The sequence below is a fragment of the Planococcus chinensis genome, assembly GCF_020071995.1.
Lineage (GTDB): Bacteria > Bacillota > Bacilli > Bacillales_A > Planococcaceae > Planococcus > Planococcus chinensis_A.
The window spans coordinates 119,063-132,281 of record NZ_JABWTK010000007.1 but is presented as its reverse complement, the minus strand read 5'-3'; the positions used below and the strand labels follow the sequence as shown (position 1 = coordinate 132,281).

The following is a 13,219-nucleotide window of genomic DNA, read 5'->3' as shown; positions in this document are numbered from 1 at the left end:
TGGGGGCCTGGCCGGATCATTATTAGTTAAAGGAAAACAGCTCTTTCAATTCGTTGTCGGAGAGCTCGGTCATCCACTGGCTGGATTGGATAAATTCTTCAGACATCGATTGTTTTTGAGTCAGCAGCGAATCGATTTTTTCTTCGATCGTGCCAATCGTTACAAACTTATGGACATGGACAAATTGGGTTTGCCCAATGCGATAAGCCCGGTCCGTCGCCTGGTTTTCAACAGCCGGATTCCACCAGCGGTCCGCATGCAAGACATGGGTAGCCGCAGTCAAATTCAGGCCGGTGCCGCCGGCTTTCAGCGACAAGATGAAAATCGGGAATTTACCTTCCTGGAAAGCAGCCACCAGCGAATCGCGCTGATTTTTTGGCATGCTCCCCGTTAGAAACGGCACTTCATGGCCATACAGCTCATTGATTGCCTGTTGCAGCAAGTGGCCCATGCCAATATACTGCGTAAAAATCAAACATTGTTCCCCGCGCTCTGCAATTTCCCCGGCGAGAGTCACAATGCGCTCCAGCTTCTGAGATCTTGGCAGTATTTCTTCAGCCGAGCTGTAAGGTTCTTTTAAATACAGTGCTGGGTGGTTGCATAACTGCTTCAATTTGCTCAGCATTTTCAGCACAAGCCCTTTTTTCTCGAAGCCTGTGAGCGTCTCCATTTTCTGCACCGTATCCTGTACAAGCCCTTCGTAAAGGGCCGCCTGTTCCGGCGTCAATGGACAATACTCCAACTGCTCTTGTTTTTCCGGCAAGTTCAGCTGCAGATCCGGGTCTTTCTTTGTCCGGCGCAGCAAGAACGGCTGGATGCGTTTGCGCAGTTTTTCTTTATGTTCTTCGGAATCATCCCGCTCAATCGGAATCATGAAGTTTTCCTGGAACTGCTTGATGCGGTACAGGTAGCCTTTGTTGATGAAATCAAAGATTGACCATAATTCCGACAAGCGGTTTTCAATTGGTGTTCCAGTCAACGCGATATGATGATCGCCTTTGAATTTGCGGATGGTACGCGATTGCTTCGTATACATGTTCTTGATGTTTTGCGCTTCGTCGAGCGTGATGCTGGTCCAGTGGATGGCCTGCATTTCTTCTGCATCGGACGAAGCGATGCCGTATGTCGACAACACAACATCCGGCTTTTCTTCCGCCAGGAATTTCGCGAAGTCATCGGCTTTTGGCCGGTTTGTACCGTAATGTGCCACTACGTTCAAGTTCGGAGCAAAACGCTCCAATTCTTTCTGCCAGTTGCCGAGTACGGAAGTCGGACAGATGATCAAGGATGGCTGTTCCGGGTTTTTCCCGTGCACATGCAGCAGATACGCGATCAGCTGCACCGTTTTTCCGAGTCCCATATCATCTGCCAGACACAGGCCGAATCCTTCCTGGCGCATAAACACGAGATAGTCAAAGCCCGTTTTTTGGTAAGGGCGGAGCTCGGTAAGCAAGGCCGGCGGAATCGGTGTTTCCGGCAAGTCGCGCTTATCGAGCAGCTTATCGAGAAGCGTGCGCAGCGAGCGGTTCAACTGGAATTCGACAAGAGGGTCTTCTTCATCAACCGTGTCATCAAGCATGATTTCCGGCACGTTCTGGAACAGCATATCTTTGATGGTCCAGTCTGCATCGTCGGCTTCTTCAATCATTTTCCGCAATTGCATCAACAAGTTTGAATCCACGCGGACCCATTCGTTGCCGATTCGGATAAATTCCTTGTTTTCTGCCACAAGCTCCTGGAAATCCTTCATGCTGAGTTCGTGGCCGTTCAATGAAAACTGCCAATCAAAACGAACGATCTGGTCAAGGCCTACGACCGACGCTTTCTTGACAGGGGAGTGAATATTGGCCCGCACACGGATTTTGGATTCCTGGACAGCTTTCAGCCAGGATGGAATGGATACTTCAATGCCGAATGCCTGGAGAATTTCCGCATCATTGCGCAGGAATTCCAGTACTTGGGCGTCGGTCCATTCTGCATGGTACAGCCGGCTTTCGTCGAAGCTTTCCACAGAGGGGCATAGGCTCAGCAGCAATATCTGCTGCTGGCTGATTTCCTCGGAATGGGGACGCCATTTTTCAGGAAGCACTTTATCGATCGGTTCGTCCATGCGCCGTTTTGAAGGCGACCAGTAAACGGTCCCGCGCTTCGAGCGAAGCACCACTTTAAATGACCAGAACGCATCGGTATCTGGTTCGCTCAGCTGGGCAGCCAGGACATAGTCGTCGGCAGCCGGCAGCCCTTCCCAACCTGCTTGCTGGACAAAATGCTGGATATAAGGGAGTTGGGCGGGTGCCAAGCCTTTTTGCTTTAACTGCTGCTGAATCGTTTCACTGAGAAACGCCTGGATTTCAGAATCACCGAAAGACGAGGCAATAACGATGTCATCGCCGTCTACTGAGACATGGTTCCACAAATCGGGATCGTTCAGTGAATCCGACACTCTTCCAGCCAGATTCAGCCAAGCTTCGTCTTCGGCGCGCTGCCCTTGGAACGACACGTAATGATGGGGCTCCCGCTGAAACAAACGAACAAAATCCGCCGGTGTCAGGAGCAGGTCCAAGCCATCCACCCGTGCCGTCAGCCCATAAAAACTTTCTTTATCAAGAAAATACAAATAAGATTTCCAAATTTCCGGAGGGATACGGTTTCCGGCTTCGTTGATCGCTTGGATGCGAAACTCATCGGACCGGTTGATCTTCAGGAAATACGTGCGGCTTCCTTCTGTTTGGAACTGGTTCATAAAAGATTTCCTTTCTCGATCTCTTCCTGGAGTGCGCGCAGTCGCTTGTTTTGAGTACGGATTTCCGTCATATACGCTTTCCAGAACTCCATTTGACCGCTTTTTTTGCAGGCAGCTTTCATCCTTTTCCAGATCCGGACCGCCTGTTTATAGCTTGGCCGGCTGCGTTCTTCCAAATAATCCATCGCATAGCGGTGGAAAAGCGGCAAGGCATAATCCGGTGCAGCTTCCTGTACGGCCTTTAAGCCGCATTCTTCCGCAAAGTACAGCGGAGAGTTGTGGAGGTGGTGCAGTTCTGCCCATTGTTTATATAATTGCTTTTCGATTAAATATGTTGAATAGGCTGGCAGCCCGTAATGGCCAAACTGTTTGAACAAGTCTTCCCAGTCTGCTTCGCTCAAGTGAATCTGTGAGAAAAGGCGGCTCAGCACACGCACATACTGATGGCGGTACTGGGTATACAAGCCTTCAAACAAGAAGGTTCTGACATGGGGCTTTACCGCCATCAAAATAGCCGACAAAGCCTGGGAGTGTTCGTTTTCTTCCGCCAAAACAGCGAGCTGAACCCAATCCGGGGTTTCATCCGGCGCAATTTTTTTCACGGTAACATCGTCTTCCAATAGGATCGCGAAGAAAGCTTCAATGCGGCTGTCGGGGCGGTCAAAAGCGCCGATTTCATCAAGCCGCAATTTATTGGTCGTAAACAGGTTGGTCCAAAACAGACGATATACCGAAAAGCGCTGGGAAAACGATCCATCTCTTACTTGGATAAACGAACGGACCAGCCCCCGCAAATGTTTCAAAAAATCGTCTGCTTCAAAGGTGCGGTGCTGGACCCGCAATTGTTCCAGCAAATCACGGAGCGCATGCATTTCATCATCAAACCAGGTCTTGAAAAAGGAATGGTGCACTTCTTCAGTACCTGCGATATAAGTGTCCCAAACTTCCATAAGGGAAATCAAATGGGCATAAGTGCGGTAAAACACTTTCCATTCACGTTCAAGCGGGACAAAGGACAGGGCGTTTTTCAAGCGCCCTTCGTACATCTGTTCAAAATAAAAATAATTGCGGGTCGTGTAATCCGGAATCGGCTCACGCCACGCATTCCGGATCAGCCCCGTCCATTGTTCCGGAGACCGTTTGCCTGTTAATGCCGCAACGGGATCGGAAGGGCGCGAACGCCATTTTGCGACCCATTCGGATAAGGAACCGATTTTCTGGTAAAGGGCAAATATGACCGCCAGCTTATGGCGGCACATTTCGTCTTGCGGGCAGGCGCAGGCTGCAGTCATTTTATCAAAATTCAACAGGACTTTAACGGTATGGGCATCCTTGACGATTGCTTCAAGCAGAAGCCGTTCTTCATTGAACGACAAAATCTGAACGCCGTCATGGCGCACTAAAAAGACTGCTTTTCGAACCATTTCCTCATCCTGCTCACGCGATGGAATGAGTGATTTTTCGACAGCAGCCATATAATTGTAAATCGTATCATCGAACCTTTTTGCCAGGGATTGAACCGTAGCCATATGCATCGCTCCAAAATAAAAACTTTCCTTCTATTATACGCCTCACAGACGTTGAAGGAAAGTTAATCGTGATCTTTCGGCCGATATGCAGATTTTAGCGCATCGATTTCTTTGGTCATTTTCTTCAGTACAGACTCCCGGACATCATCAGGCAGGGAAGCCAGCGCAACGAATAAATAACGGAAGCGTTCAGAATGCAGCAAATCCTGATGGGAAAAATAAACGGCATCATTGTATTGGGTTTGAAGTTCTTTGGTTTGTTCCGGCTGCAGCCGCGAATGTTTATTATCCGGATGGATCACCATATCGAAAAAATGTTCATCTGGAATATTATAAGCCCGCTGGATTTCGGCGAGCCGGTCAACGACAATATTGCGTTTGCCGTCTTCATATCTGGAAATAACAGAAGGGTCGACATTCAGCCGTTTTGCCACTTCTTTTTGTGGGATGTTCAAATTGGATCGATAAGCTTTTAAGCGCTCGTGGAATTTCATCAGAATCACCGCTCCTTCCTTTCACTTTACGAAAAAAAGAAAGGAGAACCGGTTAAAATGCCAATTTGGCAAGTCCGAAAAGCGATACTATTATATTGGTATAAAAATGGTATGATTCCATTATATTAGACCTATAAGAATAAAAGAGCGGAGGAATGAAAGTTGATAGACGAGTATGTTTTGGAAATTCCGGATTTGGGGTATGTAATAAGTCAAGATTCAATTGGACAATGGGAAATTTTTCTGCGGCATGCAGGCCAGGGGTTCCAAAAAATCAAATGGCAGGTTTCTTCGTCTTCCCATGGGTTCATGCTTCGGAATATGGCTGCGACAGGCGGCCCTGTTGAATCAGTGCAAATCGATTTGGCCGCGAACCGCATTGTTTTTCAAAAAGGCGAAATGGAAGACCGGGAATTTCAACAATTTTTGAGGTCACTGCTGGATGCCTTTTTTATCCGGATTCGCCAAGATCAGATGCATTTTGTCGTTTCTCCAAATTATCTGGTCCGCGAGGATTTCAGCCTCAAGGAATAATCCTTGTGCTTTTTCGTATCCGAAATCACAAATTTATGCTATACTGAATATAGTAAGAATATTCTATCTTTTTGCAAAGGGGGGGAGTGTCATGCTGCACGTAAAATTGATGAAACCTTTTTATACAAAGAAAGAAGATCATCTTGTCCGATTTGTTTTCGCCTATCAATATTTCTCGATTTTAAAAGACGATGAACTGTTTCATTTTATCCCGGTAGAAGGCAAAGAGATAGTTGTCAATTTGAATACATTCCAGGTAGAAAACCTATCTGAAGTGTTCGTCTTCCAAAAAGGCAATCGGTTTATTCGGCTGCCATTGTATCAGCTATTGCTCGTGTCTGATATCCACATGCATCTTCAAGCAATCCTACAGGAAGAAAGAGAAGGCTTGCTTGAAGTGAACGATCAGGCCAAGCAGGAAGCGGAAGAAGCGATTCAATTTCTGGAACAGGAAAATTTCAACCGGATGATAGACCATGCGTTGACTTTACATGATGAAGCCATGTTCAACGACTTGCTCAAACAACAAAAACAACAACTTAATGGAGGTTTGTAACGTGAAACCAGCCCCAGGATAAAACGTCTGCCCGAATCATTTAAGAGCAGGCGTTTTTGTATGCCCAAAAATGAATAAAAGCCCTTTTTCCAGTTAACCGGAAAAGGGCTTTTAATATACGCCGATATGCATAAGTCACCTCTTACATTAATGTGAAGAAATTTAAGGCAACCATTAAGATGGTTGAACCGGCCATGCCAATTGCAAGATCTTCCCACTCTAGTTCCAATACTTTGTCAAAATTCATCTTGATCCACTCCTCTAGGTTTCAATATGGGGATAAAAGAAGATCTCGCCCGGTAAGTTATAGAGGTTAAGCTAACCGATTTATAACTTGTTTTTTATTATAGAGGAATATCAAAAGATTGTCATGAATCTAAATGACTAAAAATTCTAAATTTATAGTTTGTTTTATAAAAATCGCTTAAGCCATCTTAATCAGAACTCAATCGTTTAAAGACGGGCATTCCATTGAAGTTTTACTTTTTCGGGATAAACGGTATGCTTGGATAAAGAAAGTGTTCCAATCTGCAGGGAAAGATGGAGACGCGGATTGTGGCTTCAACGATATTAATGGAAATAGGAGTGGATCGATTATGCGGACCTTACCAAGACGATTGAAAAAAGGCGATACAGTGGGAATCATTTCACCTTCAAGCCCGCCGAATTTGGAGAACTTGAAAAAAGCATTGCCTTTTTTGGAAAGCCTCGGCTTGAACATTAAAATGGGGAAATCGGTGGAAGCAAAGAACGGCCATTTGGCAGGAACTGATGACGACAGGCTGACGGATTTGCATGCCATGTTTGAAGACCCCGAAATTGCAGGCATTATCTGCGCAGGCGGAGGGTACGGCGCAGCGCGCTATACAGACCGCATCGATTTCCAGATGATCAAAGAAAACCCGAAAGTATTCTGGGGCTATTCGGATATCACCTTTTTACATACAGCCATCGGGGAATATGCCGAGCTGGTAACGTTCCACGGGCCAATGCTCGCTTCAGACGTTGGCAAGGAAACGTTCCACGAGCGCAGCGCCCGGATGTTCGGGCAATTGTTTGGGCCGTTTGAATTGTATTATTCCGAAGAAATTTCACCGCTTACTGCACTGGCCGGCGGAGTAGCCCAAGGAGAGCTGGTCGGCGGGAATCTGTCGCTGATCCGGAGCGGCATCGGAACGAAATTCGAACTGGATGTAAAAGGCAAAATCCTGTTGATTGAAGATATCGACGAAGAGCCGTATCAAGTGGATGAGCTGCTGAATCATCTGAAGATGGCCCGGAAGTTCGATGAAGTGGCCGGCATTGTGATTGGCGACTTCAAAAACGCCGAACCGAAGAACAAAGAGCGCTCGCTCACGCTGGACGAAGTGCTTGATGATTATTTTAAAGACTTGAAAGTGCCGGTCGTCAAAGGATTTAAAATCGGCCATTGTGAACCGCATTTTTCAGTGCCGCTTGGCGTACAGGCACGGCTCGACGCAGACGACAAAACGCTGACGATTTTACCAGGCGTGGAGTAAGCGGAATATACGCAAAAAATGAGTTTTTCATATATTTTTCTGCGGATGCTGTCAGCTTAAGAGGTGAAATACTGGTTGATTTGTGCTATAATGAATAGATATTGTTTCTACTAAAGAGAGGCGAGGATAAATATGGCATTTCAACCGCATGAAAAAGAAGTATCAGAATTCGTAGCAGCTCGCAGAATTGGTGAATGGATTTCTTTCACCCGCAATGGCGTGGAAGTCAACGGAACTATCTATAAAATTATGGACAACTCGGTGATCGTCGAAATTTCACCTGAAGATGCAAAGGAAATTGGCGCAGCATCCAATATGACCGTAATTTCACATAAGAAATACAAAATCGTTTAAGCGTGGAAAACCTTTGCAGAAATGCAGAGGTTTTTTATTGTTTTTAAAGCTTTAACGGATTTTCCCTGTGCCTTTCTGTTCAAAGAATCGAATATTGAAAAATGTGGTAACTTAAACGTTTCAAAGCGCTGTTTTTTTTGGTAAAGTAAAAGAGCAGAACCATCATTTGCGCCGAAAGGAATCACAACGAATGACATTTGACTTTAAATTTTGGCATTATTTTGCTCGCCATGGAGATTTGATACATAATTTGCAGGAAAACAATATACGGAAATTCAATCAGCGGCTTTTTGGGATTTTTGCACTGGGTCTGCTTCTTTTTGCACTAAGTGAAATTTGGGGGATGAACACCAAGTCATTGACGCCTTATTTAGCGGAAGCTTCTTGGGAAACCTATACTTTGGCCCGGTGGACTTCGCTTCTCGGTACATTGCTGTGGGCCGGCTTTTATATGGCTTTTCATACATACGGAGTGGCTTTCTTGTTCAGCAAATTCACTAAGGTGCCGTTTCGGGCAGCTTTGGTGATGCAGTCTTATGTATTGGCTATCCTTCTGATTGAAAAAGCGCTGCTGTTCCTCCTGTTTGCTATAGCCGGATTCACGATGCCGGTTTCCTTGTTTTCGTTCGGGCCATTGGCCGCAACGTTCTTGGACAATACGATTTTCAACTATACATTCATTCTGTTTTTCTTTAACCAAGTGACGATTTTTACGGCATTGATCATCGCGTTTCAATATCGCTATGTCCGCAGTTTTACGAATTTCTCACCTAAACTGATCCTCTTGCTGCTGATTTTATTGCATACGGCAGTGGCACTAGCCATCGGCGCCTTCAGCGCATACGTACCGCTCGAAGAAATGCTGAACGATTTCACGAGAGGGGGAGTTCCCAATGAATAGATTTTTTTTCATCGGACTTTCCGTCGCGATAACTGCATTTATCGCCGCTAATGCATTGTTGATGTTTGGGGAGAAAAGCATTATTTCAAAAAATGTCTACGTCAGCGAATACGAACGGGCTTATCCGAATACATATACGGAAAAATTGCCGAAAGAAGCCATCGCCGCGCCTCGGGACACCACTCAGATTTACGTTCAGGACCGAGAAGCGATTGACCAATGGGTAGTGAATGAAGGCGATGTGGTTCAGGCCGGTTCAGAACTGGCTTTGTTGAACGAAGCAGAATCAGAGGAACAGCGTGCTTTATGGGAATCTGAGAAACAGGCTTTAGAGTCGGAAAAAAGCGAAGTCCAAAACTCACTAAGAGCATTGGAATCTGCGCTGGCCGCACAAGGCGGCTCTGAATCTGAAAGTGCCACAGACCGCTCTACCATTACGAATGAAGACGGCGATACCATTGAATTTAACGTGGATTTGTCTGTCGGTGTTGAAGTGCCGCAAGACGGCTCTTATGCAACAGGAATTGCGCAGGCCAACCAGCGCCTGGCGGCAATCGAATCCCAATTGGCCGTTATTGGGGCCCAATTGAGCCAAAGCCTTTCCAATCCTGCACTTGTCAGTCCAGTAGAAGGCATTGTTTCAAAAGTAAATCGGGATTCCAATCCATTAAGCGTGGAAATTTATTCGACCGAAAAACTATTTGTCACGTATGTACTGGAAGATGAATGGCAAGGTGTCACAGCCCAGGACCGGGTGCTCGTCCAGACAGCTGGCTTAAAGGGAGCAGTTTCCGGAACCGTCTTAAGTGTATCCGAGGTTCCTGCAGACGATTCCAGATGGCTGAAAGCATACCAGGCCCTGGATCCGAAAGAACAAGCCAATCCGATCGCCTTTTACGAAGTGCAGATTTTGGCGGATGAGCCGATTACGGAAGGCGTGCCGTTCGGCAGCACGGCCAATGCAGAAATTACTGTTAACGAAGCGGCGGATGCCGTAGCGGTTCCGCAGCGATGGATTTTTGACCGATACGATATGAGCGGTTCAACTTATGTGCTGAATGAATCCGGCCTTGGAGCGGCTGTTCCAGTTACCATTAATTTTGATGTGGATGGAAAAGCAGTCTTGTCTGACGGAGTAGCAGCAGGCACAATCTTGCTGAAAGACGACACACTCAGAAACTTTAAAACAGCGCCGCAAATCTTTATGCCATTTCCAAGTGAGCGGCCCGACTACGAATTTGCCAAAAATACCAATTGGCGAAACTATGTTGAGTTCTTGTTGGCACAGTAACCCTTAAGCAATCACCCCCGAAAGCGTCAGCTTCCGGGGGTTTTTTGCGGCCGAACTTAAAGGCGGGAAATTGTGTGGGTGACAGGCACCGGCGCAATTGATACGATAATAGAATAAAAAGACCTGTTCAGCGAATAAGAGGCAGCTTTGCCGTTAAAGCACAGATAACGAAACGGAGTGATTGAGTTGAAAGAAACAGACTGGCGGTTTAAAATCGCCAACCGCGAAGCACTGATTGGGTTGGGCTTAGCAATTTTTAATTTTATTTGGTGGTTCGGCTTTGCTTATGGAATGGGTTCGCGCCCCGTAGAAGAATACACGTACATTTTCGGCTTGCCGGATTGGTTTTTCTACAGCTGCGTCGTCGGCTTCCTATTGATTGTGGTGCTCGTCATTGTCATCGTGAAGTTCTTCTTTGTAGAAGTGCCATTTGAAGAGGAGGAAGATGAACGATGAATTTTGCAGTTATCATTCCAATGCTTGTTTTTTTAGCCATCATTTTTGCAATCGGTTATTGGTCGAGCACTAAATTGTCATCCAGTTCCAGCTTTATCAATGACTATTTCCTTGGCAGCCGGGAGCTTGGCGGCTTTGTACTGGCCATGACAATGGTTGCCACTTACGGCAGTGCATCCAGTTTCCTCGGTGGTCCAGGTACCGCTTATACAATGGGCTTCGGCTGGGTCCTGCTTGCCATGACCCAAGTCGTGACAGGTTACTTCGTCCTGATGATTTTAGGCAAAAAATTCGCGATCATGGCGCGCCGCTATAATGCGGTAACGATGATCGACTTTTTAAAAGCGCGTTACCAAAGCAATTGGGTCGTCATCCTATCGGCCCTCAGCATCATCATCTTTTTGTTCTCAGCAATGGCAGCCCAGTGGATTGGCGGTGCACGCCTTGTTGAGTCATTGACCGGCTTGTCCTATAATACAGCGTTGTTCATTTTTGCCGTTTCTGTTCTTGTCTACGTAACCATCGGCGGATTCCGTGCAGTTGCAGTGACAGATGCCGTGCAAGGAGCTGTCATGTTTGTCGGCACACTCGTCCTTTTGATTGCGGTCATCATTGCGGGCGGGGGCATTCCGAACATTATGAACGACTTGATCACTGAAAACCCGAATCTCGTGACGCCTTTTGGCGCGGATGGCAATTTAAGCATGGCGTATGTGTCGTCCTTCTGGATTCTGGTGGGTGTCGGAGTCGTTGGTTTGCCGCAAATCGCAGTTCGGGCAATGTCGTATAAAAATTCTAAATCGATGCACCGAGCGCTAATTATCGGCACGGTCGTGACCGGCTTTATCATGCTGAATATGCACCTGATCGGCATTTTTGCGCGTCCGATCTTGCCGGGCATCGACATCGGCGATAAAGTCATTCCGCTGATTGCGTTGGAAACTTTGCCGGCTTGGGCCGCGGGAATCGTCCTTGCCGCTCCGATGGCCGCCATCATGTCGACCGTCGATTCACTGCTCATTCTCGTTTCTTCGACAATCGTAAAAGATGTGTATTTAAACTACATCAAACCGGATGCAGATTTAAAAGCCGTCAAACGAATCTCATTCGGCATCACGGGTGCACTCGGCATTATTGTGTTCCTCCTGGCGCTCAATCCGCCGGAACTGCTGATTTTCCTGAACTTGTTCGCCTTTGGCGGTTTGGAAGCGGCGTTTATCTGGCCGGTCGTGCTTGGCCTTTATTGGAAATGGGGCAATAAATACGGTGCCCTCGCTTCGATGATTGTCGGCATCACGAGCTATGTGGCGCTGCACTTTTATAACAACGCCAACGGTGAATTATTCGGCGTGCACACTGTCACGTTTCCGGTTGTTTTATCGTTCATCGCCTTTATCGTTTTCAGCCTGCTGATCGGCCGGAAAGCATATGACTATAATGTAAAAATGATTAAATAAAGAATGGCCGTTTACTTTGCTGCCGATTCAGCGTAGAATGAGTGAATAATTCGGAACTCGAAAGAAGGCTAAGCTGAATTGAATCAATGGAAAATCTATGCCATTTTAATTTTTGTCATGCTCATATGGGGGTTTAATTTACCTTCTGTAAAATACTTGGTTGAATTTGTGGACCCTATCACATTAACGGCTTTTCGCATTCTCACAGCCGCGGCGACGATTTTTGCGATTCTTGCCGGCATGAAATTGCTGCGGCTGCCGCGAAAAAACGAATGGAAATTCATTTTGCTGGGGGCCTTGCTCAATGTAGTCGGCCACCATTATTTCCTGTCGAGCGGACTTGCGCTTACTTCCGGAACGAATGCTGGATTGATTCTGGGGACAGGCCCGATGCTGACAGCTGTACTGGTTTCGTTGATTCTGCGCAGCTATCCGTCTAAACTGCAATGGATTGGCGTGGTAATCGGTCTTGTCGGTGTATCTGCAACTGTCCTGGTAGGCGGCGGTGAGACGGCGGGCATGAACATCGGGGATGTTTTTGTCTTCCTGTCCATTTTGGTACAAGTGCTTAGCTATATTGTCATTTCGAAAGCTGCTGGCTCCATGGACCCGCGTCTATTGACTGCGTATATGTTCATCATCGGCGCCGGCGTCTTGTTCATCATTTCACTGATCCAAGAACCCGGGGAAATTGCAGCTTTTGCGACTGTTCCTTCTACTTTCTGGATAGCGTTTTTCTTTTCGGCTGTACTCGGGACGGCTGTCGGACATTTGCTTTACAATTATTCCATCGGACAGGCGGGGCCGACCAAAGCCGCTATTTTCATGAACTTGAATACTTTTTTCTCACTTGTAGGAGCAGCTGTCATTTTGGGTGAAGTAATCACGACCAATCACCTTTTCGGCCTAGTGCTGATTATCGTTGGCGTCCTGTTTGGATCGGGTGCAGCAGAAGACTTGTTGAAAAAACGGAGAAAGCGGCTCAGTTTATGAGCCACATCAGATTGTAGAAGTATAAGTATAAAAGAAATAAATACACTTGCATAAACCAACCGGTTCGGTCACTTCGCTTTCCGTGGGCTCAGCTTCAGTCTCCTCGTCGCTCTGCTCCTGCGGGGCCTTCAGCTTTCGCTGTCCCACAGGAGTCTCCGTGGCCGGACCGGTTGGAGCGACTCTCTTTGATTTGAAAGTGAACGATAAATCGGATGACGTTCAACTAGCTAGCTCAAGAAGAAAAGCGACACTTCTAGGTAGCCTTCAGGTTAAGGATCCGGCTGAAACGGAGGATCCGGGATGTCCAAATTGCACATTAATTAGCTCACATGCATAAAAATCCTTTTGTCTACAAGATCAAGCGGCTCAGTTTATGAGCCGCTTTTTTCTA

Annotated in this window: 12 protein-coding genes; 9 read left to right on the top strand and 3 right to left on the bottom strand. The window is 46.7% G+C overall.

Features of this window, described 5'->3' with window-relative positions:
• Positions 1-22: 22 nt before the first annotated feature.
• The 3 genes from HU147_RS12870 to HU147_RS12860 all read right to left on the bottom strand — a co-directional run bounded on the left by HU147_RS12870 (position 23) and on the right by HU147_RS12860 (position 4,766).
• Entirely contained in the window at positions 23-2,743 is a 2,721-nt protein-coding gene (locus tag HU147_RS12870) for a DEAD/DEAH box helicase (RefSeq protein WP_224076634.1), read from the bottom strand.
• Positions 2,740-4,272 carry a hypothetical protein gene (locus tag HU147_RS12865; RefSeq protein WP_224076633.1) on the bottom strand — a complete coding sequence of 511 codons (1,533 nt, stop codon included), beginning with the start codon at positions 4,270-4,272 and terminating at the stop codon, positions 2,740-2,742. Before HU147_RS12865 ends, HU147_RS12870 begins: the two co-directional genes overlap by 4 nt.
• A 62-nt stretch (positions 4,273-4,334) precedes the next feature.
• Positions 4,335-4,766 (bottom strand): helix-turn-helix domain-containing protein, encoded by a 432-nt coding sequence (locus HU147_RS12860; RefSeq protein ID WP_224076726.1) that lies wholly within the window; start codon positions 4,764-4,766, stop codon positions 4,335-4,337.
• A gap of 162 nt (positions 4,767-4,928) precedes the next feature.
• Between HU147_RS12860 and HU147_RS12855 the strand changes: the two genes are divergently transcribed.
• The 9 genes from HU147_RS12855 (at position 4,929) to HU147_RS12815 (ending at position 12,828) form a co-directional block, all read left to right on the top strand.
• A complete protein-coding gene (locus HU147_RS12855; RefSeq protein ID WP_224076632.1) occupies positions 4,929-5,300 on the top strand; it encodes a hypothetical protein in 372 nt (123 codons plus the stop codon).
• A 91-nt stretch (positions 5,301-5,391) separates the two neighbouring features.
• On the top strand, positions 5,392-5,856 hold the full coding sequence (locus tag HU147_RS12850; RefSeq protein WP_224076631.1) for a transcriptional regulator: 465 nt from the start codon (positions 5,392-5,394) through the stop codon (positions 5,854-5,856).
• Positions 5,857-6,452: 596 nt separating this feature from the next.
• Positions 6,453-7,376: a S66 peptidase family protein gene (locus tag HU147_RS12845; RefSeq protein ID WP_224076630.1), complete on the top strand. Its 924-nt coding sequence runs from the start codon at positions 6,453-6,455 to the stop codon at positions 7,374-7,376.
• Between the two features lie 132 nt (positions 7,377-7,508).
• Complete coding sequence (locus tag HU147_RS12840) at positions 7,509-7,730, top strand: DUF2187 family protein (RefSeq protein WP_036809843.1); 222 nt, start codon at positions 7,509-7,511, stop codon at positions 7,728-7,730.
• A 190-nt stretch (positions 7,731-7,920) separates the two neighbouring features.
• Positions 7,921-8,631, top strand: a complete 711-nt coding sequence (locus HU147_RS12835; protein WP_224076629.1) for a hypothetical protein — start codon at positions 7,921-7,923, stop codon at positions 8,629-8,631.
• Positions 8,624-9,922, top strand: a complete 1,299-nt coding sequence (locus tag HU147_RS12830; RefSeq protein WP_224076628.1) for an efflux RND transporter periplasmic adaptor subunit — start codon at positions 8,624-8,626, stop codon at positions 9,920-9,922. Before HU147_RS12835 ends, HU147_RS12830 begins: the two co-directional genes overlap by 8 nt.
• Positions 9,923-10,108: 186 nt before the next feature.
• Positions 10,109-10,378 (top strand): YhdT family protein, encoded by a 270-nt coding sequence (locus HU147_RS12825; protein ID WP_176294043.1) that lies wholly within the window; start codon positions 10,109-10,111, stop codon positions 10,376-10,378.
• Positions 10,375-11,835 carry a sodium/pantothenate symporter gene (gene panF, locus HU147_RS12820; RefSeq protein WP_224076627.1) on the top strand — a complete coding sequence of 487 codons (1,461 nt, stop codon included), beginning with the start codon at positions 10,375-10,377 and terminating at the stop codon, positions 11,833-11,835. Before HU147_RS12825 ends, panF begins: the two co-directional genes overlap by 4 nt.
• A 78-nt stretch (positions 11,836-11,913) precedes the next feature.
• Positions 11,914-12,828: a DMT family transporter gene (locus HU147_RS12815; RefSeq protein WP_224076626.1), complete on the top strand. Its 915-nt coding sequence runs from the start codon at positions 11,914-11,916 to the stop codon at positions 12,826-12,828.
• The last annotated feature ends 391 nt before the right edge of the window (positions 12,829-13,219 follow it).